General features: G+C 68.7%; 19 protein-coding genes. 11 read left to right on the top strand and 8 right to left on the bottom strand.

Annotated elements, in window-relative coordinates:
* Positions 1-3 precede the first annotated feature (3 nt).
* Both FB547_RS02955 and FB547_RS02950 read right to left on the bottom strand, forming a co-directional pair.
* Positions 4-975, bottom strand: coding sequence for a pyridoxamine 5'-phosphate oxidase family protein (locus FB547_RS02955; protein WP_145739511.1), 972 nt, complete (start codon positions 973-975; stop codon positions 4-6).
* Positions 972-1,631, bottom strand: coding sequence for a glutathione S-transferase family protein (locus tag FB547_RS02950; protein ID WP_145739509.1), 660 nt, complete (start codon positions 1,629-1,631; stop codon positions 972-974). The genes FB547_RS02955 and FB547_RS02950 overlap by 4 nt, the downstream gene beginning before the upstream one ends.
* Positions 1,632-1,753: 122 nt before the next feature.
* Here FB547_RS02950 and FB547_RS02945 point away from each other — a divergent pair, with 122 nt between their 5' ends.
* From FB547_RS02945 to FB547_RS02910, 7 genes are all read left to right on the top strand, one after another.
* Positions 1,754-2,644, top strand: coding sequence for a LysR family transcriptional regulator (locus FB547_RS02945; RefSeq protein ID WP_145739507.1), 891 nt, complete (start codon positions 1,754-1,756; stop codon positions 2,642-2,644).
* Between the two features lie 57 nt (positions 2,645-2,701).
* Positions 2,702-3,679: an ATP-binding cassette domain-containing protein gene (locus FB547_RS02940; RefSeq protein ID WP_186454112.1), complete on the top strand. Its 978-nt coding sequence runs from the start codon at positions 2,702-2,704 to the stop codon at positions 3,677-3,679.
* 9 nt (positions 3,680-3,688) lie between these two features.
* Positions 3,689-4,531 (top strand): ABC transporter permease, encoded by an 843-nt coding sequence (locus FB547_RS02935; protein ID WP_145739503.1) that lies wholly within the window; start codon positions 3,689-3,691, stop codon positions 4,529-4,531.
* Between the two features lie 663 nt (positions 4,532-5,194).
* Complete coding sequence (locus tag FB547_RS02925; protein WP_145739501.1) at positions 5,195-5,653, top strand: MarR family winged helix-turn-helix transcriptional regulator; 459 nt, start codon at positions 5,195-5,197, stop codon at positions 5,651-5,653.
* An 82-nt stretch (positions 5,654-5,735) separates the two neighbouring features.
* Positions 5,736-6,161, top strand: a complete 426-nt coding sequence (locus FB547_RS02920) for an organic hydroperoxide resistance protein (RefSeq protein ID WP_145739499.1) — start codon at positions 5,736-5,738, stop codon at positions 6,159-6,161.
* 188 nt (positions 6,162-6,349) lie between these two features.
* A complete protein-coding gene (locus FB547_RS02915; protein ID WP_186454101.1) occupies positions 6,350-7,468 on the top strand; it encodes a DUF2855 family protein in 1,119 nt (372 codons plus the stop codon).
* A 33-nt stretch (positions 7,469-7,501) separates the two neighbouring features.
* Positions 7,502-8,536, top strand: coding sequence for a serine/threonine protein kinase (locus FB547_RS02910; RefSeq protein WP_145739495.1), 1,035 nt, complete (start codon positions 7,502-7,504; stop codon positions 8,534-8,536).
* On the opposite strand, the gene FB547_RS02905 is transcribed toward FB547_RS02910, so the two are convergent.
* Positions 8,533-9,429 carry a LysR family transcriptional regulator gene (locus FB547_RS02905; RefSeq protein ID WP_145739493.1) on the bottom strand — a complete coding sequence of 299 codons (897 nt, stop codon included), beginning with the start codon at positions 9,427-9,429 and terminating at the stop codon, positions 8,533-8,535. The genes FB547_RS02910 and FB547_RS02905 overlap by 4 nt on opposite strands.
* 90 nt (positions 9,430-9,519) lie before the next feature.
* Between FB547_RS02905 and FB547_RS02900 the strand changes: the two genes are divergently transcribed.
* The 3 genes from FB547_RS02900 to FB547_RS02890 all read left to right on the top strand — a co-directional run bounded on the left by FB547_RS02900 (position 9,520) and on the right by FB547_RS02890 (position 13,726).
* Positions 9,520-11,229, top strand: a complete 1,710-nt coding sequence (locus FB547_RS02900) for an acyl-CoA dehydrogenase family protein (protein ID WP_145739490.1) — start codon at positions 9,520-9,522, stop codon at positions 11,227-11,229.
* Between the two features lie 29 nt (positions 11,230-11,258).
* Positions 11,259-12,245, top strand: coding sequence for a Bug family tripartite tricarboxylate transporter substrate binding protein (locus tag FB547_RS02895; protein WP_145739488.1), 987 nt, complete (start codon positions 11,259-11,261; stop codon positions 12,243-12,245).
* Between the two features lie 335 nt (positions 12,246-12,580).
* Complete coding sequence (locus FB547_RS02890; protein ID WP_145739486.1) at positions 12,581-13,726, top strand: CaiB/BaiF CoA transferase family protein; 1,146 nt, start codon at positions 12,581-12,583, stop codon at positions 13,724-13,726.
* Here FB547_RS02890 and FB547_RS02885 read toward each other — a convergent pair.
* From FB547_RS02885 to FB547_RS02865, 5 genes are all read right to left on the bottom strand, one after another.
* Positions 13,721-14,626: a LysR family transcriptional regulator gene (locus FB547_RS02885; RefSeq protein ID WP_145739484.1), complete on the bottom strand. Its 906-nt coding sequence runs from the start codon at positions 14,624-14,626 to the stop codon at positions 13,721-13,723. The two genes, FB547_RS02890 and FB547_RS02885, sit on opposite strands and share 6 nt — an antisense overlap.
* Before the next feature lie 37 nt (positions 14,627-14,663).
* Positions 14,664-15,278 carry a hypothetical protein gene (locus FB547_RS02880; protein WP_145739482.1) on the bottom strand — a complete coding sequence of 205 codons (615 nt, stop codon included), beginning with the start codon at positions 15,276-15,278 and terminating at the stop codon, positions 14,664-14,666.
* Positions 15,275-17,311 carry a molecular chaperone HtpG gene (gene htpG / locus FB547_RS02875; RefSeq protein ID WP_145739480.1) on the bottom strand — a complete coding sequence of 679 codons (2,037 nt, stop codon included), beginning with the start codon at positions 17,309-17,311 and terminating at the stop codon, positions 15,275-15,277. The genes FB547_RS02880 and htpG overlap by 4 nt, the downstream gene beginning before the upstream one ends.
* A gap of 110 nt (positions 17,312-17,421) precedes the next feature.
* Complete coding sequence (locus tag FB547_RS02870) at positions 17,422-18,465, bottom strand: ABC transporter substrate-binding protein (RefSeq protein WP_145739478.1); 1,044 nt, start codon at positions 18,463-18,465, stop codon at positions 17,422-17,424.
* A gap of 72 nt (positions 18,466-18,537) precedes the next feature.
* The gene (locus tag FB547_RS02865; RefSeq protein ID WP_145739476.1) at positions 18,538-19,455 is read right to left on the bottom strand and encodes a LysR family transcriptional regulator; all 918 of its coding nucleotides are present in this window, start codon (positions 19,453-19,455) and stop codon (positions 18,538-18,540) included.
* Between the two features lie 98 nt (positions 19,456-19,553).
* Here FB547_RS02865 and FB547_RS02860 point away from each other — a divergent pair, with 98 nt between their 5' ends.
* Positions 19,554-20,564, top strand: a complete 1,011-nt coding sequence (locus FB547_RS02860; protein WP_145739474.1) for a zinc-dependent alcohol dehydrogenase family protein — start codon at positions 19,554-19,556, stop codon at positions 20,562-20,564.
* Positions 20,565-20,682: the final 118 nt, after the last annotated feature.

The raw sequence follows: 20,682 nt of genomic DNA, 5'->3' as shown, positions 1-20,682 counted from the left end.
CGTTCAGGCGCGCGCGGAAGCCCAGCGTCCGGTGCCTTCCAGATGGGGCGACAGCGCCGCATCGCCCCAGCGCAGCGGCAGGGCCGCGGGCCGGCGCAAGGCGTGCTCGACGTGCAGCCGCAGCAGCCGCTCGGCACCTTCGAACTCGGCGATCTCGGGGCCGTTGAGCACCAGCTCCGCGGTGGCCGCCACATGCAGCAGATCGCCGCTGTCGTAGTCGATGAACAGCAGGCCCGCGCGCGGATGGGCCGCCAGGTTGCCCAGCGTGTTGAAGAAGCGGTTGCCGTTGAAGTCGGGCACCGTGAGCACGCCACCGTCGTCGACGCGAACGAAGCCGGGCCGGCCGCCGCGGTGCGACACGTCGACGCCATGCGAACGTGCATCGGCTTCGTCGCCGGCAGCCGCCTCGTCCGGGTAGGCCGTGGCGATGAACAGCGTGTCGGCGCTGCCGATGAGACGCTGCGCGTCGAGATCGAGCGTGTCGAGCCGCTGCACGGGCGCGCTGCCGTCGCGCGCGGGCACCAGTTCCGGCTCGCGCGCCTGGATGTAGCGCGGGCAGTTGCCGAAGCTCTGCTGCACCGCGACCATGAAGCCGCGAGCATCGAGCGCCTCGACCGTGCCGTTCATGCGGTTGCGCCGCCGCGTGTGCGGCTCGATGCCCAGCAGGCCGAGCGCGGCGCCCTGGGCGAGCTGCCCGGCCAGCGGATCGCCAGTTGCCGGCAGCGCGTCGACGCGCAGGTGCGTGGCACCGGGCGAATGCGCGAAGCCCGCGGGCGCCGCAAGCACGCTGGCCCAGGGCTGCAGATCGGCATCGAGGCTGCCGACCACGAGGAACGGCAGCTGCGCGAAGAATTCGCGGTGCTGGTCGGGCATGTAGTCGCGGATCACGCGCGGCCCCATGGCCTCCATGCGCTCGCGCCAGCCCGTCTGCAGTTGCAGTGCGCGCTCGCCGGCGTGGAAGGGCGCGGCGATCATGATTCAGCCGCCGCCAGCCCGACCGGCGTGCGCACCATCGGCACGAAGCCGGGCAGGGCCTCCACGCGCGCGAGCCAGGCACGCACCTGCGGGTAGGCATCGAGCGCCACGCGGCCTTCGGGCGCATGCGCCACGTAGGCGTAGTTCGCGATGTCGGCCAGCGTGGCCGCGGGCCCGGCCAGGAAGGGCTGCTGCCCGAGGTGGATCTCCATCACCGCGAGCAGCGCATGCGAACGCGTGACGGTCTCCGTGGGATCGGCGGCCCGGCCGAACAGCACCATGACGCGTGCGGCGGCCGGCCCGTAGGCCAGCGGCCCCGCGGCCACCGAGAACCAGCGCTGCACGCGCGCCGCGCCCACCGGGTCGCGCGGCATCCAGCGCGCCGGGTCGGCCGAATAGCGCTCGTTGAGGTAGACCAGGATCGCGTTGGAATCGGCCAGCGTCGTTTCGCCATCCTCGATCACCGGCACCTGGCCGAAAGGGTTGCGCGCCAGGAACTCGGGCGTGCGGTTGTCGCGCTTCTTCAGGTCGAGCTCGATGACCTCGAAGGGCAGGCCGAGCATCGAGAGGAACAGCCGCACCCGGTGCACGTGGCCCGAGATGGCGCTGCCATAGAGCTTGATGGGTTGGGCGGGAAGGGAGGCGATGGCGTTCATGGTGGTTCTCTGCAATGTGGAGTGGGCGTGATCGGGATTCTTCTCTCTTGCGCTGAATGAAGGAATAGCCATTCCTGCATTTGACTGCTGCGTCAATCGGTTTAATCCTGTTTAATCGCGCCATGGATCGTTTCAAGGCCATGCAGACCTTCGTGCAGATTGCCGACCAGGGCAGCCTGACCCGCGCCGCCGAGGCGCTCGGCAGCTCGCTGCCCGCGGTGGTGCGCGCGCTCGCCGCGCTCGAGGCGCACCTGGGCGTGCGCCTGTTCCACCGCACCACGCGCCGCCTCTCGCTCACCGAGGAAGGCCGCCACTACCTGCCGAGCGCGCGCGAGGTGCTGCTGGCGGCCGATGCCGCCGACCTCGCGCTCAAGGCCGAGGCGCGGGAGCCCGCGGGCCAGCTCACCATCACTGCGCCGGTGCTCTTCGGCCACATGTACGTGGCGCCCGCCATCACGCGCTTCATGCAGCGCCACGACAAGGTGCGCTGCAGCGTGCTGCTGCACGACCGCACGGTGAACCTGCTGGAGGAAGGCATCGACGTGGGCATCCGGATCAGCCCGCTGGCGGATTCGTCGCTCGTGGCGCAGACGCTCGGCACCATCCGGCGCGTAGTGGCGGCGAGCCCCGAGTACCTCGCGCGCCACGGCACGCCACGCCATCCGCGCGATCTCCATGGCGCCCCCTGCGTGCGCGGCCGCATCGACGCGCCGCCGCAGTGGATGTTCCACGACCGCGGCAAGACCGTCAGCGTGACGCCGAGCTGCCGCCTCGAGTTCAACCACCTCGCCCCGGCCATCGAGGCCTGCGCCGCGGGCATGGGCTTCGGCACCTTCTTCTCCTACCAGGTGCTGCCGCATGTGGCGCAGGGCCGGCTGCAGCTGGTGCTCGAGGATTTTGAGCCGCCGCCGCGGCCGGTGAGCGTGATCTATCCGAACGCGCGGCTGCTGCCGGCCCGCACGCGGGCCTTCATCGACTGGATGAAGGCCGAGTTCAACGGCCTGCGGATGTGACGCCCCGGTTGCCGGATACGGTTCCGAACCTGCGCTGCTTGTCCATCGGTTGAAGCGATTGCGGCAGCGTTCGCGAGCCTGGGCCAGAATGGCCGCGTGCCATCCTCCTCTTCCACCCCCCTCTTTCACGCCAGCCATCTGCTCAAGCGCTATGGCGGCACCACGGTCGTGGACGACCTGTCGTTCGAGATCGCGCCCGGAGAATGTCTTGGCGTGATCGGCCCGAACGGCGCCGGCAAGACCACCACGATCCGCATGTGCCTGGGCCTGACCGCGCCCGACGGCGGCGAGATCTCCGCGCTGGGCCTGCAGATGCCGCGCGATGCGCTGGCCATCAAGGCGCAGCTCGGCGTGGTCTCGCAGTTCGACACGCTCGACCCCGACTTCAGCTGCGCCGAGAACCTCGTGGTGTATGGCCGCTACTTCGGCTTCAGCAAGGCGCAGGTGCGCGAGCGCGTGCCGCAGCTGCTGGAGTTTGCGGCGCTCTCGCACAAGGCCGATGCAAAGCCGGGCGAGCTCTCGGGCGGCATGCGCCGGCGCCTCTCGCTGGCGCGTGCACTGGTGAACGACCCGAAGCTGCTGATGCTCGACGAACCCACCACGGGACTCGACCCGCAGGCCCGCCACCTGATGTGGGAGCGCCTGCAGGTGCTGCTGCAGCAGGGCAAGTCGATTCTGCTGACCACGCATTTCATGGACGAGGCCGAGCGCCTGTGCTCGCGCCTGCTGGTGCTCGACCACGGCCGCAAGATCGCCGAGGGCCGCCCGCGCGATCTGATCGCCGAGCACCTGGAACCCGACGTGGTCGAGGTGTATGGCAACGGCGCGCTCTCGCTGGCCGAGTCGCCGGAACTGAAGGCGATGGCGGCGCGCGTGGAAGTGAGCGGCGAGACGGTGTTCTTCTACACGCAGGACGCGCGCCGGCTGCTCGATGCGCTCACGCGGCACGGCCGCCTGCGCACCTTCCACCGGCCCGCGAACCTCGAAGACCTTTTTCTCAAGCTCACGGGCCGGCAGATCCGCGAGGACGGCTAGGGTGAAATCATGAACACGACGACTGCAAGTTCTTCTGCTGCCGCGGCACCGCCGCCGGCCCGTTCCGTGTGGCGCGCGCCCGAGATCTCGTTGCGCTGGTGGCCCGTGTTCCTGCGCAACCTGCTGGTGTGGCGAAAGCTCGCGATACCGAGCCTGATCGGCAACATCGCCGAGCCGCTGATCTGGCTCGTGGCCTTCGGTTACGGCATGGGCGCGCTGGTGGGACAGGTGGCGGTGGACGGCGTGAAGGTGCCCTACATCCTGTTCCTCGCGAGCGGCTCGATCTGCATGAGCGCGATGAATGCCGCGAGCTTCGAGGCGCTGTACTCGGCGTTCTCCCGCATGCAGGTGCAGAAGACCTGGGACGGCATCATGAATGCGCCCGTCGGGCTGGACGACATCGTGCTGGCCGAGATGCTGTGGGCGGCGTTCAAGTCGATCTTCACCGTGACCGCGATCCTGTTCGTGATGCTCGGGCTGGGCATCAGCCACAGCCCCAAGCTGATCGTCGCTTGGATGGTGCTGATCGGCGCGGGCATCACCTTCTCCTCGATCGCACTGATCTTCAATGCGCTTGCCAAGAGCTACGACTTCTTCACCTATTACTTCACGCTGTTCATGACGCCGATGATGTTCTTGAGCGGCGTGTTCTTTCCTTTGGAACAACTGCCTTCCGCCGTGAGGGCCGTGGCGGCATGGCTGCCGCTGACCAATGCGGTGGCGCTGGTGCGGCCGCTGTTCATGGACCAGTGGCCTGGCGACTGGTGGCTGCATGCGGGGGTGCTGGCGGTGTATGCGGTTGCGGCTTTCTGGGTGGCGCTGGCGTTGACTCGGAAGAGGTTTGGGGGGTAGGTGTTTTTTTTGGGTTTCGGGGCCGGGTCTCGCCCCGGCGGGCGACTCACTTTCTTTGCTTCGCCAAAGAAAGTAAGCAAAGAAAGGCGACCCCTACTGTCTGCGTCCCTCCGCTTCGCTGCGGGCAACCTGCGGTGCTCGATTCCGGCGGGGGTCCGCAGAACTCGCTTCGCTCAAACAGCTGCGGCCCTGATCCCGCCTCCATCTGCGCTCCTCGGCGCATACAGAAGGGGTGGGAGCGGGTGGCCTTCGCTTCGCTCGGCCCCAATACCAACAGCCCAACTCAATACCAACAGCCCAACCACCGCAGGCGCTGCGCGCCTGCGGTGGCTTGGTGGCCGAGCGCAGCAATGGCCCGTTCGGTTTGCCCTCCCCTCTGGCTGCGCCGAGGAGCGCAGGGTTTCGCGGATCAGGGCTCTCAGCTGTTTGAGCGAAGCGAGTTCTGCGAGACCCCGCGAAACCCGAGCACCGCAGGTTGCCCCGTAGCGCAGCGAAGGGGTCGCAGACAGTGGGGTCGCCTTTTCTTTGCTTACTTTCTTTTGGCGAAGCAAAAGAAAGTGAGGCCGCCGCCGGGCGGAATCCCGGCCCCGGAAAGCCAACACCCAAAATGAGCCCAAAACAATTACATTGCACACAATTAAATTGCTCGCTACAATTCCAGCCATGCGCAGCAGCCCCACACAAGCCACAGACGAAATGCTCAAGCTGGACAACCAGCTCTGCTTCGCCGTCTATTCCGCCTCGTTGGCCATGACCCGCCTCTACAAGCCGGTGCTGGAAAAGCTGCAGCTCACCTATCCCCAATACCTGGTCATGCTCGCCCTCTGGGAACATGACGGGCCGATGGTCTCCGAGCTCGGCGAGCGCCTCTCGCTGGATTCCGGCACGCTCACCCCGCTGCTCAAGCGGCTCGAAGCCACCGGCTACGTGGCCAGGGTGCGCGACGCGGCCGACGAACGCCGCGTGCACATCACGCTCACCGCTGCGGGCCGCAGGCTCAAGGCCCGCGCCGCGAACGTGCCCGAATGCCTGATGGCCGCCGCCCAGTGCTCGGTGCCCGAACTGATTTCGCTCACCCAGCAGATTCAGTCGCTGCGCGACCGCATCAAGAAGGCGGCCTGACAGGCACACCGGTTTTCTCCCCGCTTCGATCGAAAGAGAGAGAAGCTTTTTTCACCCTCCCTCCATCATCAAAGGAATCACCATGACCACCAAGCTCGACAAGGTTCTCTACACCGCTGAAGCCCACACCGTCGGCGGCCGCGACGGCGCAGGCAAGTCCAGCGACGGCGCCATCGACGTCAAGCTCAGCTCGCCCGGTTCGGGCAAGCCCGGCACCAACCCCGAGCAGCTCTTCGCGGTCGGCTATGCCGCCTGCTTCATCGGCGCAATGAAGGCCGTCGGCCCGAAGATCGGCGTCAAAGTGCCTGAAGACGTGGCCATCGACTCCAGCGTTTCGCTTGGCCCCACGAACGGCGGCGCCGCCTACGGCATCGCCGTGAAGCTGGCGATCACGCTGCCCGGCCTCGACGCCGACCAGAAGCAGAAGCTGGTCGACACGGCCCACCAGGTCTGCCCGTACTCGAACGCCACGCGCGGCAACATCGACGTCGAGCTCTCGATCGCCTGATTCCGCGCCCTGCGCAACAACAAAAAAGCGTCCCGGCCACAAGCCGGGGCGCTTTTTTCATGGCCGAGCTTGTCTCACGGGTGACGCGGAAAAGGGAAGCGCGATAGCGCCTTTCATCGAGCTTGGCTAATGTGGCTGCAGCACGCGCCATCCCCGCAACCCACACCACCACCATGGAGATCGACACCATGAGCAGCACCACCAGCCTCCTGATCCGCAAGGGCGAACTCGCCACCACGCGGCTGCACACCGCCGCCGACCAGCCGCTCGCAGACGGCCAGGTGCGCGTGCGCATCGACAGCTTTGCGCTCACCTCCAACAACATCACCTACGCCGCCTTCGGCGATGCGATGAGCTACTGGCAGTTCTTCCCGTCCACGGAAGAAGGCTGGGGCAGCATCCCGGTATGGGGCTTCGCCAGCGTGGTGCAGTCGCTGCACCCGGGCGTGGCGGTGGGCGAGCGGCTCTACGGCTACTGGCCGATGTCGTCGGGCGCCGTGCTGAGCCCCGACCGCCTCTCGCCCGGGCGCTTCACCGATGCCGCCCCACACCGCGCCGAGCTGCCCGCGGTCTACAACCAGTACTTCCGCTGCAACGCCGACCCGCTCTACACCTCGGACACCGAAGACGTGCAGGCGCTGCTGCGCCCGCTGTTCATCACCTCGTGGCTGATCGACGACTTCATGGCCGACAACGATTTCTTCGGCGCCAACACCCTGCTGCTGTCGAGCGCATCGAGCAAGACGGCCTATGGCACCGCCTTCCAGCTGCACCAGCGCGAAGGCATCGAGGTGATCGGCCTGACCTCGCCCGCCAACGCGGCCTTCTGCGAGAGCCTGGGCTGCTACCACCGCGTGGTCACCTACGACGCGCTCGAGGGCATCGCGGCCGGCACGCCCTGCGTCTATGTGGACTTCGCGGGCAACGCCGGCCTGCGCAACGCGATCCACGCGCGCTTCTCCAACCTCAGATACAGCTGCTCGATCGGCGGCACGCACGTCGAGCAGCTCGCGGCCAAGGGCGCGGGCAAGGACCTGGCAGGCCCGCGCGCCACGCTGTTCTTCGCGCCGGCGCAGATCAAGAAGCGCACCGCCGAGTGGGGCGCCGACGAATTCGGCCGGCGCATGGTGGCCGCCTGGCACCACTTCCTGGCCACGGTGACCGACGCGAAGAAGCCCTGGCTGCGCGCCGAGCACCACCACGGCGGCGAAGCGGTGCAGGCCGCCTATGCGCAGGTGCTGGCCGGCAAGGGCGACCCGCGCACCGGCCATATCCTTTCGCTTTACAAACAACCGGGCGGCCTCTGACATTCCGGGGGCCGGGGTAGCGACAATCGCTGCATGACCCTTTCCCCCGCAGCGCCCGCGAACACCCATCCTTACGAGAGCCTCACACCCGACGTGGTGCTCGACGCCCTCGCAACGCTCGGCCTGCACGGCGACGGCCGGCTCACGGGTCTGAACTCCTATGAAAACCGGGTCTATCAGGTCTACCTGGAAGACCGCAGTGCGGTGGTGGTCAAGTTCTACCGCCCCGAGCGCTGGAGCGAGGCCGAGATCCTCGAGGAGCACGGCTTCTCGCTCGAGCTGGCGGCGGCCGAAGTGCCGGCCGTGGCGCCGCTGGCTTTCGACGGCGCCACGCTGCACCGCCACGGCGGCTTTGCCTTCAGCGTGAGCCCCTACCGAGGCGGCCGCGCGCCGGAGCTGGACGATTTCGAAGTGCTCGAATGGGTCGGCCGCTTTCTCGCGCGCATCCACACGGTGGGCAGCGCCAGGCCTTTCGAGGCCCGGCCCGCGCTCGACCTGCAGACCTTCGGCATCGCCTCGCGCGACTGGCTGCTGGCCCACGACAAGGTGCCGCTCGACGTGCAGCGCGACTGGGAAAAGGCCTGCAACGAAGCGCTGGACATGATTGCCGCCACCGCGCTGGCGGTGAACGCCCCGGCCTCCGACTTCCAGCCGCGCAAGCTGCGCCTGCATGGCGACGTGCATCCCGGCAACATCCTGTGGACGCCGACCGACCGGCCCGGCGGCGGCCCGCACTTCGTCGACCTGGACGATGCGCGCACCGGCTTCGCGGTGCAGGACCTCTGGATGCTGCTGTCGGGCGAGCGCGCGCAGCGCACCGCGCAGCTCTCGGGCCTGCTCGACGGCTACGAGCAGTTCCGCGAATTCGACCGCCGCGAACTCGCGCTGATCGAGCCGCTGCGCACCCTGCGGCTCATCCACTACAGCGCCTGGCTCGCGCGGCGCTGGGAAGACCCGATCTTCCCGATCAACTTTCCGTGGTTCGGCTCCAGCGACTACTGGAAGGGCCAGATCCTCGTGCTGCAGGAGCAGTGCGAGCAGATGGCCGAAGAGCCGCTCTACGCTTAGGGCGCCGCTTCGGCCGCGAGGCTTTCTGCCACGCCCTGCAACAGCCGCTCGGCCAGCACGTTCGGCGGCCCGCTGCGCCACACGCCGTAGGCCTCCGATTGCGCCACCGCGCGGTCGAGCGGCCGGAACACCGCCCCGCGCAGAGCCGAATGCCGCATGGCCTGCGGCACCAGCGCGACGCCCATGCCCTGCGACACCAGCGAGACCACCGCGAGCCAGTGGCGCACCTCGTGCCGCACCTCGGGCAGGAAGCCGGCGTCGGCGCAGATCGACAGGATGCGCTCGTGGTAGTCGGGCGAGGCCTCGCGCGAGAACAGCACGAAGGGCTGGCTGCGCAGGTCGGCCGGCGCGAGCACGCGCTTGCGCGCCAGCGCGTGGCCTGCGGGCAGGCAGCACACGAAGGGCTCGGACAGCAGCAGGCGGTGCTGCAGCTCGGGCGGCATGCGGCTGGTGTGCACGAAGCCCAGGTCGAGACGGTCGTGCAGCAGCTCGGCGATCTGCACGCCGGAATTGATTTCGGCGAGCGTGACGCGCACCGCCGGGTGCCTGGCCTGGAACGCGCGCAGCGCCTGCGGCAGGCCGCGGTAGAGCATCGCACCGACGAAGCCGATGCGCAGCCTTCCCGCCGAGCCCGCGGCCACGTCGCGCGCCTCCAGCGCCGCCTCTTCCGCCTGCAGCAGCAGCCGCCGCGCCGAGATGCGCAGCGCCTCGCCCGCATGCGTGAGCCGCACCTCCTTGCTGTTGCGCTCGAACAGCCGCGCCCCCACCGACTCCTCGAGCTGGCGGATGGCCACCGACAGCGGCGGCTGCGAGATCGACAGGCGCCGCGCGGCGCGCCCGAAATGCAGCTCCTCGGCCAGCACGGAAAAGTAGCGCAGGTGTCGCAGTTCCATGGATAGGTAAATCGAATCGAACAAGACCTAATCGATATTAGACACGGATCGTCGGGGCCCCAACAATGCGGCGAACCAGGAGACAGACGCATGGCCCAGAACGACGCCACCGCCGCGCACGCCCACCCGATCCCCGACCGCCACGGCCAGAACCTGTTCACGGCCGACACCGAGCTGCACAGGCTGCTCGCGCTCTACCTGCCCGCCGATCTGCTGGCCCACATGCAGCCGCATTTCGAGCGGCTGGGCGGCCTCGCGGGCGGCCTGCTCGACGACCTGGCCGGCACCGCCGACCGCAACCCGCCCACGCTGAAGCAGCGCACCCGCACCGGCCTGGACGAGCAGAAGGTCATCAAGCATCCGGCCTACGTGGAGATGGAGCGCCTCGCGCTCAGCGAATTCGGCCTGGCCGCGATGTCGCACCGCGAGGAGACGCTGGGCTGGAAGGGCCGGATGCCGCCGCTCGTCAAGTACGTGCTGACCTATCTCTTCGTGCAGGCCGAATTCGGCCTGTGCTGCCCGGTGTCGATGACCGACTCGCTCACGCGCACGCTCAAGAAGTTCGCGAGGCCCGAGCTGGTCGCGCGCTTCCTGCCGCGGCTCACGTCGCTGGACTTCGACGAGCTTGCGCAGGGCGCGATGTTCATGACCGAGCAGGCCGCGGGCTCCGACATCGCGGCCACTGCGACGATGGCGCGGCAAGAGACTGATGGCAGCTGGCGCATCACCGGCGACAAGTGGTTCTGCTCCAACCCCGATGCCGACTTCGCGATGGTGCTCGCGCGCGCCGAGAACGGCCTGCCCGGCATGAAGGGCGTGTCGCTGTTCCTGCTGCCGCGCCGGCTCGAAGACGGCAGCCTCAACCACTACCGCATCATCCGGCTGAAGGACAAGCTGGGCACGCGCTCGATGGCCAGCGGCGAGATCCGGCTAGAAGGCGCGATTGCGTATCTGGTGGGCGAGGAAGGCCGCGGCTTCGTGCAGATGGCCGACATGGTCAACAACTCGCGCCTGTCGAACGGCGTGCGCGCCGCCGGCCTCATGCGCCGCGCGGTGGCCGAGGCCGAGTACATCGCCGCCGAGCGCCGCGCCTTCGGCCGCACGCTCGACCAGATGCCGCTGATGCAGCGCCAGCTCGACAAGCTGCGCCTGCCGGCCGAACAGGCGCGCACCATGGTGTGCCAGACCGCGCTGGCACTCGCGCGCTCCGATGCCGGCGAGCCCGATGCCTACTCGCTGCTGCGCATCCTCACGCCGCTCATCAAGTTCCGCGCCTGCCGCGATGCGCGCAAGGTGACGGGCGATGCGATGGAAGTGCGCGGCGGCTGCGGCTACATCGAGGAATGGAGCGATCCGCGGCTCGTGCGCGATGCGCACCTGGGCTCGATCTGGGAAGGCACCAGCAACATCGTGGCGCTGGACGTGATCCGCGCCGTCAAGCGCGAGGGCTCGCTGCCGGTGCTGCGCGCGCACTGCGAGAAGCTGCTCGCCGATGCGGAACTGGCACCGGCTTTTGCGGCGGCGCTGCGCGATGCGCTGGCGCGCGCCGCCGCGCTGGCCGAGACGGCCGCCCGCGAAGGTGGCGACGTGCTGGCGCGGCAGGCCGCCTCGGCGCTCTACCACTGTACGAGCAGCATCGCGATGGCCTGGGAGGCGGCACGCAGCGGTTCGGCCGCGCGCCTGCGCTGGGCCCAGTTGGTGCTGCTGCACCGCGTGCTGCCGCGCGACCCGCTTGCGCCCGACGCGATGCCCGCGGACTGGAACCTCACCGCGATGCACGCCGCCAACGTCGTCGCCTGATTCACGACACAAAAAACGGAGACATCACCTTGCGACACCTCACTCACTTCTTCGCGGCCCTGGCCGCCTGCGCCGCGCTGCTGGGCGCCGCACCCGCCGTGCAAGCCCAGGGGCCCTTCCCTTCCAAGCCCCTGATGCTGGTCGTGCCCTTCCCGCCCGGCGGCCCGACCGACGCCATGGCCCGCACGCTGGCCGCCGAGATGAAAGACCGCCTCGGCCAGCCGATGATCGTGGAGAACCGTGCGGGCGCAGGCGGCAACATCGGCGCCGACTACGTGGCGCGCGCTGAGGCCGATGGCCACACGCTGCTGTTCGGCACCTCGGGCCCGCTCGCCATCAACGCGAGCCTCTACCGCAAGATCGGCTACGACCCCGTCAAGAGCTTCGCGCCCGTGATCCAGGTCGGCTACCTGCCGAACATCCTGGTGGTGAACCCCGCGCTGCCGGTGAAGGACGTGCGCGAACTCGTCGCCTATGCCAAGGCCAACCCCGGCAAGCTCAGCTATGCGTCCTCGGGCAACGGCGCCTCGTCGCACCTGGCGGGCGTGCTGTTCAACTCGGTGGCCGGTACCGACCTGCAGCACATCCCGTACAAAGGCACCGGCCCCGCACTCAACGACCTGCTCGGCAACCAGGTCGGCATGACCTTCACCGACATCCTCACCGCGCTGCCGTACGTGAAGGCAGGCAAGCTGCGCGCGCTGGGCGTGGCAACGGTCGCGCGTTCGCAGGCGCTGCCCGATGTGCCGACGATTTCGGAGCAGGGCTACAAGGGCTACGACGTGAGCGTGTTCTTCGGCATCGTGGCGCCGGCCGGCACGCCCGCGGACCGCGTGAGCAAGCTCAACCAGGCCTTCGCCGAGGTGCTGAACTCGCCCAAGGTGAAGCAGATGTTCGCGGCGCAGGGCCTGGAAGCCTCGGCGGACACTTCGCCGCAGAAGCTCGGGCAGTTCATCGTGAGCGAGTCGGCCAAGTGGAAGGACGTCGTCAAGAAGTCAGGGGCGCAGCTGGATTGATTTCGCCTTGTTGTTCGGGGCGCGCTCACGCCGACGGGGTACCTTGCTCCGCGAATGTCCTCCGGCCTGCGGCCTCCCCCTTTATTTCGCTGCGCAAGGCACCCCATCGACGCGAGTGCTTTCAGAGCACTGCTTGATCGGCGGCAAACCAGCAGCGTGCCCCGGTGCACAGGGCATCGGGTGCTCCCCGCAGCGAAATCAAGGAGGAGGCCGCAGGCCGGGGGACATTCGCGGAGGGGAGTACCCGGTGGCCTGTGCACGCGCCCCGGACAACAGCACCAAGAACAACAGCGCCAGGAACAAAAGCCCCACACACAAAAGCACGGAACATCGAAATGACACAACCCCAAGGCGCCCTCGCCGGCATCCGCGTCCTCGACATCTCGCGCATCCTCGGCGGCCCGTACTGCGGCCAGATCCTCGGCGACCACGGCGCCGACGTGCTCAAGGTCGAACCGCCGCAGGGCGACGACACGCGCACCTGGGGTCCGCCCTTCAAGGACGGCGTGGCCTCGTACTACCACGGCCTGAACCGCAACAAGCGCGTGCAGCACCTCGACTTTTCCACCGACGAAGGCCGCAAAGCACTGCTCGCGCTCGTGGCCGAGGCCGACGTGCTGATCGAGAACTTCAAGACCGGCACCATGGAGCGTTGGGGCATCGGCTACGAGACGCTCTCGCAGCGCTTTCCGCGCCTCGTCTGGTGCCGCGTCTCGGGCTTCGGCGCCGACGGTCCGCTGGGCGCGCTGCCCGGCTACGACGCCGCCGTGCAGGCCATGACCGGCATCATGAGCATCAACGGCGAGGCCGACGGCGGCCCGCTGCGCGTGGGCCTGCCGGTGGTCGACATGGTCACGGGCCTGAACGCGGTGATCGGCGTGCTGCTCGCGCTGCAGGAGCGCAACCGCAGCGGCCGCGGCCAGTTCGTGGAGGCGGCGCTGTACGACAGCGGGCTCTCGCTGCTGCATCCACATGCGGCCAACTGGTTCATGGATGGCACCGAGCCCCGCCGCACCGGCAACGCACACCCCAACATCTATCCCTACGACGCGCTGGCCACGGGCACCGACCCGGTGTTCGTGGCGGTGGGCAACGACCGCCAGTTCGCGAGCCTGTGCCGCTGCATCGGCCTGCCCGGGCTGGCCGACGACCCGCTCTACCGCACGGCCGGTGCGCGCTCGGTGCACCGCGCAGGGCTCAAGCAGCAACTCGAGGCGGCGATGGCTGCGTTCGACGGCCGTGCGCTGGTCGAGCAGCTGATGGCCGCGGGCGTGCCGGCCGCGCCGGTGCTGCCGGTGGATGCCGCGCTCGCGCATCCGCACACGGCGCATCGCCAGATGGTGGTCGAGATGGAAGGCGGCTACCGCGGCATCGGCGCGCCCGTGAAGCTCAGCCGCACGCCGGCGAGCTACCGGCACGCGCCGCTCACGCCAGGCGAGCGCTTCCTGCCCGAATCCGCGGCCGGCGCCAGCGCCTCATGACTCGGGCCGCACGCCCGCGCCCGCCTTGGGCGCATGGAAGGCCTGCATGAACGCGCCCTGCAGTTCCGCCGGCAGGTCGGGCCGGTGGCACATCGCATAGCCGAGGCTCGGCGGATCGTCGGCGAGCGCAACGAAGCGGATGTCGGGCCGCGCAATGCAGGCAAGCGATTCCACCACCAGCCCGATGCCCGCACCGGCCGCCACCAGCCCCACGAGCGAGATCGACGAACTCGCGCACTGGTTGACCTGAGTGGTGATGCCGGCGCGCGCAAGGTACGAAGCAATGCGGTCGAACACCACCGGCCCGATGTCGCGCCGCACCCCGACCAGCGTCTGCTGGCGCAGGTCCGCCGCCGCGATGCGCCCGGCGCCTGCCAGCGGATGCGCGGCCGGCACCACGGCCATGAAGCGGTCGCGGGCCACCTCGCGCACCACGAGGTCGTCGCGCGAGGACGGCGGATGCACCACCGCCAGGTCGAGCCTGCGGTGCGCCACGGCTTCCTCGAGCTCGTCCGACAGGCCTTCGGTCAGCGCCAGCACCACGCCCGGGTGCGCGGCCGAAAAGGCACGCATCGCATCGGGAAAGAAAGACAGCGCCGCGATGGGCGTGACGCCGATCTCCAGCCGGTCGAAGGCGCCGCGCCCGATGGCGCGCGCGGCCTCGTCGGTTTCGGCGGCGCGCGACAACAGGCGCCGGGCATGCGGCAGCAGGCGCGCGCCCTGCTCCGTCAGCCGGACGCCGCGCGCCTGCCGGTCGAACAGCGCAAAGCCCAGGGCCTCCTCGAGCCGCTGCACCCGCACGCTGAGCGCGGGCTGCGAGATGGCGAGCAGCGAAGCCGCGCGGCGGATGTTGCCGATCTCGGCGAGCGTGACGAAGCATCGCCATTGCTTGAGTTCCAAGGAGCGGTCTCCAGCACAGCGCCGCAGGCAGCGGCGATCAGGGTGCGATCGGATTGCCCGGCGTGCCGGGGCTACCGGCTGCAGGAGCGGCGGCATCGGCCACCGGGCGGTAGGAAACACGCACCGAGGAAGGCGGCGGCACCGCTCGCGGCGCAGAGGCGGCGGCCGGCTGGGTCACACCGCCCTTGGTGACCGTGACCGGCGCAGCGGTTGGAATCGCCGCCACGGGCGCCACACCCGTGATGCCGGAGGTACCGGAAACCGGGACCGTGGCCCCCACCGCCGCCGTCGTGACCGGCGCGGCGCCGCCTGCAGGCGCGTAGCCGGCCTTTCCGGCATTGGGATCGTGCAGCACCACGCTCTTGCCCACGCCCACGCCGGTGCCGATCGGACCGATGCCGACGCCGACACCCACGCCCGCATTGCCGGCCACCACGCCGGTGTTGTTGACCGCCACGCCCGCGCCGAGCGGACCCCAGCCGGTGTTGAGCCCGACGGAGAAATTGCCGTCCTTGGTGGCGCCCAGCCCGAGCGAGAGTCCGGGCACCAGCGGAATGCCAATGTGATAGTGCGAACAGCCGCTCACCGCCGCCAGCAGCAGCGCCGCCGCGACGGCGGCCGCTGCACGGGCGGTGCGCGGCCGGGCGTTCACACCAGCAGCGCGTTGACGCGCCTCACGTAGGCCGCGGGATCGGCCGGCAGGCCGCCTTCGGCCAGCAGCGCCTGGTCGAACAGGATGTTCGCAAGATCGTCGAAGTGCTCGGAGCCGTCGAGCTTCTTCACGAGCGCGTGCTCGGCGTTCACTTCGAGCACGGGCTTCAGGTCGGGTGCCGGCTGGCCGGCCTGCTTGAGCATGCGCGCGAGCTGCGTGCTCATGCCGCCGTCCTGCACCACCAGGCAGGCCGGTGAATCGACCAGGCGCGTGGTCACCCGCACGTCCCCGGCCTTGTCCTTGAGCGCTTCCTTGAGCTTCTCGAGCAGCGGCTTGAAGGATTCGGCGGCTTCCTCGGCGGCCTTCTTCTCGGCCTCGTCCTGCAGCTTGCCGAGGTCGACCGCGCCCTTGGCCACGCTCTGCAGCGGCGTGCCGTCGAACTCGGTGAGGTAGTTGAGCGCCCATTCGTCGACGCGGTCGGTCATCAGCAGCACCTCGATGCCCTTCTTCTTGAAGACCTCGAGCTGCGGGCTGTTCTTGGCGGCGGCGAGCGTGTCGGCCGTGATGTAGTAGATCGCGTCCTGGCCTTCCTTCATGCGCGCCTTGTAGTCGGCAAAGCTCACGCTCACGGTGTCGCTCGTGGTGGAGGCGAAGCGCAGCAGCTTGGCGATGCGGTCGCGGTTGCCGAAGTCCTCGCCCAGGCCTTCCTTGAGCACGGCGCCGAACTCGGCATAGAACTTGGCGTACTTGCCCGATTCGTCGGCCGCGGATGCCGCTGTTTCGGCGGCCGTCGGCGCATTCTTGTCGACCACGTCGGTCACGGACTCGGTCGGCTCGGGGGCCGGCACCGATTCGCCGGAGCCCACGTCGATCTTGCCCTCTGCGCTTTCCGGCCCGGTCTTCTGCTTCTTGGCCAGGTCTTCGAGCATGCCGAGCACGCGCTTGGTGCTGCCTTCGCGGATGGCCTTCACGTCGCGGCTTTCCTGCAGCAGCTCGCGGCTCACGTTGAGCGGCAGGTCGGACGAGTCGATCACGCCCTTCACGAAGCGCAGATAGCTGGGCAGCAGCGCCTCGGCGTCGTCCATGATGAAGACGCGCTTCACGTAGAGCTTGACGCCCGCGCTCTTGTCGCGGTTCCACAGGTCGAATGGCGCCTTCGACGGAATGTAGAGCAGCTGCGTGTACTCGGTGCTGCCTTCCACGCGGTTGTGGCTCCAGGCGAGCGGCGCCTCGTAGTCGTGGCTGATGCTCTTGTAGAACTCTTCGTACTGCTCGGGCGTGATGTCCTTCTTGGGGCGGCTCCAGAGCGCGCTGGCCTTGTTGACGGTTTCCCATTCGCCGGTCTTGACCATGTCGCCGGGCTGGTCGTTCTCGCCTTCCTTCCACTCCTCCTTTTCCATGAGGATGGGCAGCGAGATGTGGTCCGAATACTTGCCGACGATCTGCTTGAGCTTCCAGGCGTTGAGGTATTCGTCGGCGTCGTCGCGCAGGTGCAGCGTGATGCGGGTGCCGCGCTCGGGACGCGTGATGTCGGCCACCTCGAAGTCGCCGGCGCCGCCGCTCGTCCAGCGCACGCCCTGCTCGGGCGGCAGGCCCGCGCGCCGCGACTCGACGGTGATCTTGTCGGCCACGATGAAGCCCGAATAGAAGCCCACGCCGAACTGGCCGATGAGCTGCGCGTCGGCCTTCTGGTCGCCGCTGAGCTTGCTCACGAAGTCCTTGGTACCACTTTTGGCGATGGTGCCGAGGTTCTCGATGGCCTCCTGGCGCGACAGGCCGATGCCCTTGTCAGTGATGGTGATGGTGCGCGCGGCCTTGTCGAAGGAAAGGCGCACGTCCAGCTCGGGCTGGTCCTCGTAGAGCTCGGGACGGTCGATGGCCTCGAAGCGCAGCTTGTCGCAGGCGTCCGATGCGTTCGAGATCAGCTCGCGCAGGAAGATTTCCTTGTTCGAATAGAGCGCATGCGTGACGAGGTGCAGCAGTTGCGCGACTTCAGCCTGGAACGGGAGTTTCGTGTTGGAAGAATCAGCCATGGGAAGAGAAGAAATATCGAAGCCAAAAAATTCTAAGCCGGGCGGCCTTGACCGCACGCTCGACTCGCCAACTCTGCGAGTTGGGGCTTTCGCCCCGAAAAACAATAGGCCTACCTGGCCTGCGATTCCACCTCGCGGGTCCAGCGGTCGATCAGCCGCTTGCGCTCGGCGGCCCTGCCGTACTTCTCGAAGTCGTACTTGATGAGCTTCACGTCGCTCATCGACGGAATGCGCGCATCGGGCTTGAAGGTCTTGTTGGCGGGCGACTGCAGGCTGCCGACCTGCCCCCCGATCGCCTGGCCGGCCGGGCTCATGAGCCAGTCGTAGTAGCGCTTCGCATTCTCCTTGTTGCGCGCGCCCTTGACCAGCGCGATGCCGCCCACCTCGTAGCTGGTGCCCTCGCAGGGCGCGGCGGTCTTGACCGGAAATTTGTCATACCGCCAGCGCTCGAAGCCGAAGATGAAGCTCACGCCGATGGCCACCTCGCCCTTGGCGACGTTGGGCGCCTGCGCCTGGCCGCTGCGGGTGTAGCTGGTGACGTTGCGGTGCAGCTTCCTCAAATAGTCGAAGGCCGCGTCCTCGCCCATCTGCTGCACCAGGCCCGCGATGATGGTGTAGGCCGTGCCGCTCGAGGCCGGGTGCGAGATCTCGATCTCGCCCCGGTATTCGGGCTTGACCAGGTCGGCCCAGCATTTGGGCTCGTGCAGCTTCTTGCGCTTGAGCAGCTCGGTGTTGAAGCCGAAGCCGATGGCGCTGGTGTAGAAGCCGCCCACCATGTTCTGCGACATCGCGTACTGGCGCACCGACCAGTCGTGCAGGTCGTTGATGTAGGCCGGCCGGTAGGCTTCGAGCAGGCCCTGCTCGGCGGCCTGCAGGAACGGGTCGCCGGTGCCGCCCCACCAGATGTCGGTCTTGGGATTGGCCGCCTCGGCGCGCAGCTGGGCGCCGATCTCGCCGGTGCCCTTGTGCGCCTGCTGCACCCGGATGCCAGTCTCGCGCGTGAAGGCCGCGGCCGCGGCTTCGCACCAGCCCGCGTCGGTGCTGCACAGCGCGTTCACCGTGCCCTGCGCGGCGGCGCCGGCAGAAAAAAGCAGGGCCATGGCGCCCGCGCATGCGGCAAGGGCCGCGGCATTCCTCTGGACAAAGGGGCGCATGCGTTCTCCGGTGAATGAGTGACTGGCTGGCTGAAGGATGAAAGGCGACGAAAGGATAGCGGGCAAAGCCGCTCAGCGGGCCGCCAGCAGCGGCGGCAGGTGCTCGGCCAGCCAGTCGACCACCACCCGGGTCTTGTGGGGCAGGTAGCGGCTGCGCGAGCGGATCACGTTGAGCTCGAAGCCGAAAGGCCGCGGCTCCTCGAACACGCGCACCAGCGTGCCGGCCGCCAGCGCATCGGCTGCCAGCCAGGCCGGCAGGCGCGCGAGCCCCATGCCGCCGATGGCGGCTTCGAGCAGCACCTCGGCGCTGTCGCAGCGCAGCCGCGAGGGCAGCACCACTTCGGCCAGCCGGCCTTGCGCGTCGTGGAAGCGCCAGGGCGAGATCTGCCCGTCGCGGGCGTAGAACACCGCCTCGTGCGACGGCGATGCGCCCAGTTCGGCCACGCTGCCCGGGCGCCCGCGTTCGGCCAGGTAGGCCGGCGCGGCGCACAGCACCATCCACTGCACGCCGACCGGCCGCGCGACCAACTCGGCGCTGTCGGCCAGCTCGCCGCTGCGGATGGCCAGGTCCAGCCCGTCTTCGACCAGGTCCACGCGCCGGTCGTTGAAGGAAAGCTCCAGCGACAGCCCCGGATGCCGGCGCGCCAGCGCGAGCAGCAGCGGCCCGACCTTCAGCCGCCCCAGCATGGCCGGCATGCTCAGGCGCACCAGCCCGGCGGCGGTGCTGCGCGCGGCGTCGGCCATGGCCTCGGCGGCATCGAGTTCGGCCAGCACGCGCCGGCAGCGCTCGTAGTAGCCATGGCCTTCCTCGGTGAGGCTCTGGCTGCGCGTGGTGCGCAGGAAAAGCCGCGTGCCCAGCCGCGCCTCGAGCCGCGCAATGCTCTTGGCCACCGCGGAGCGGGTGACGTGCAGCCGCTCTGCCGCACGCGCAAAGCTGCCGGCCTCCACCGCGGCCACGAACTCTTCGATGCCTTGGAGGCGTGGACTCATTGGATACTTTCAGGCGCCATAGAGTTGAAAATTATCCACCACTGGATATATCAACTCGCCAATAGCATGAAGGCTTCTTTTTTTGTGGAGGCTTTTTCATGCAGGCAAGCAGAACGCTCAGGCGCTGGCAACTTTCTTCCTTCGGCCGCGAGCAGCTCGAACAGGTGGCGCTGCCGCTGCCCACGCCCGGCCCGGGCGAGGTCCTCGTGCAGGTGGGCGCGGTGTCGCTCAACTACCGCGACCTGCTGATGATCCGCGACGGCATGGGCATGAAGTTCGACCTGCCCTTCACGCCCGGCTCGGACATGGCCGGCACGGTGGTGGCCGTGGGCCCGGGCGTGCAACGCCTGGCCGTGGGCGACCGCGTGGTCAACACTTTCTGGGGCGGCTGGATCGACAGCCACTGGCCGGCCGAGGCCGTGCCGATGGGCGGCCCCGGCCCGGGCATGCTCGCCTCGCACGTGCTGATCGACGCGGCCTGGGCGGTGGCCGCGCCGGCCACGCTCGATTTCGCGCAAGCCAGCACGCTGCCGTGCGCCGGCCTCACGGCCTGGTTCGCGCTGGCCGAGACCGGCGCGCTGCGGCCCGGCCAGACCGTGCTGGTCCATGGCACCGGCGGCGTGGCGCTGTTCGGCGTGCAGCTGGCGCGGCTCCATGGCGCGCGAGCCATCGTGGTCACGGGCAGCGAAGAGAAGCGTGCGCAGACGCTGGCGCTGGGCGCCAGCGAAGTGCTGATGCGAGACAGCGACTGGCCGGCCGAAGTGCGCCGGCTCACGCAGGGCCGCGGCGCCGACCATGTGCTCGAACTCGCGAGCGGGCCGAACCTCGACCGCTCGCTGCAGGCGGTGGCGCAGGGCGGGCGCGTGTCGATCATCGGCATGCTCGGCGGCGAAACGCTCAGCGCTTCGTACTACGCGGTGGTGCTCGGCCGCGTCACGGTGCAGGGCATTGGCGTGGGCCATCGGCGCGCGCTCGAAGACCTGGTGCGCGCCGTCGACGCCAATGCGCTCGAGCCCGTGATCGCGGCGCGATACGCCTTCGATGACTTGCCCGATGCGCTCGACCATCTCGCGCGCGGCGCCTTCGGCAAGATCGTCGTCGTGCCCTGACCAAGCCCTTTAGCGGTTTGCGCAACGCGTGTCAGAAACAAAAGACCGCTGAACTGTGAACAGGTTCCGCCAGCTGCAACAACATGCGTGACGCATGCTGTTTACGTTCCTAGAATCC

The sequence above is a fragment of the Variovorax beijingensis genome, from assembly GCF_007828835.1.
GTDB lineage: Bacteria > Pseudomonadota > Gammaproteobacteria > Burkholderiales > Burkholderiaceae_C > Variovorax > Variovorax beijingensis_A.
This window is presented reverse-complemented; position numbering and strand designations above follow the sequence as displayed.

Coding starts and splice junctions, on each gene's coding strand:
- FB547_RS02955 (WP_145739511.1), bottom strand. CDS start 975: ATGATCGCCGCGCCCTTCCACGCCGGCGAGCGCGCACTGCAACTGCAG.
- FB547_RS02950 (WP_145739509.1), bottom strand. CDS start 1,631: ATGAACGCCATCGCCTCCCTTCCCGCCCAACCCATCAAGCTCTATGGC.
- FB547_RS02945 (WP_145739507.1), top strand. CDS start 1,754: ATGGATCGTTTCAAGGCCATGCAGACCTTCGTGCAGATTGCCGACCAG.
- FB547_RS02935 (WP_145739503.1), top strand. CDS start 3,689: ATGAACACGACGACTGCAAGTTCTTCTGCTGCCGCGGCACCGCCGCCG.
- FB547_RS02925 (WP_145739501.1), top strand. CDS start 5,195: ATGCGCAGCAGCCCCACACAAGCCACAGACGAAATGCTCAAGCTGGAC.
- FB547_RS02920 (WP_145739499.1), top strand. CDS start 5,736: ATGACCACCAAGCTCGACAAGGTTCTCTACACCGCTGAAGCCCACACC.
- FB547_RS02915 (WP_186454101.1), top strand. CDS start 6,350: ATGAGCAGCACCACCAGCCTCCTGATCCGCAAGGGCGAACTCGCCACC.
- FB547_RS02910 (WP_145739495.1), top strand. CDS start 7,502: ATGACCCTTTCCCCCGCAGCGCCCGCGAACACCCATCCTTACGAGAGC.
- FB547_RS02905 (WP_145739493.1), bottom strand. CDS start 9,429: ATGGAACTGCGACACCTGCGCTACTTTTCCGTGCTGGCCGAGGAGCTG.
- FB547_RS02900 (WP_145739490.1), top strand. CDS start 9,520: ATGGCCCAGAACGACGCCACCGCCGCGCACGCCCACCCGATCCCCGAC.
- FB547_RS02890 (WP_145739486.1), top strand. CDS start 12,581: ATGACACAACCCCAAGGCGCCCTCGCCGGCATCCGCGTCCTCGACATC.
- htpG (WP_145739480.1), bottom strand. CDS start 17,311: ATGGCTGATTCTTCCAACACGAAACTCCCGTTCCAGGCTGAAGTCGCG.
- FB547_RS02870 (WP_145739478.1), bottom strand. CDS start 18,465: ATGCGCCCCTTTGTCCAGAGGAATGCCGCGGCCCTTGCCGCATGCGCG.
- FB547_RS02865 (WP_145739476.1), bottom strand. CDS start 19,455: ATGAGTCCACGCCTCCAAGGCATCGAAGAGTTCGTGGCCGCGGTGGAG.
- FB547_RS02860 (WP_145739474.1), top strand. CDS start 19,554: ATGCAGGCAAGCAGAACGCTCAGGCGCTGGCAACTTTCTTCCTTCGGC.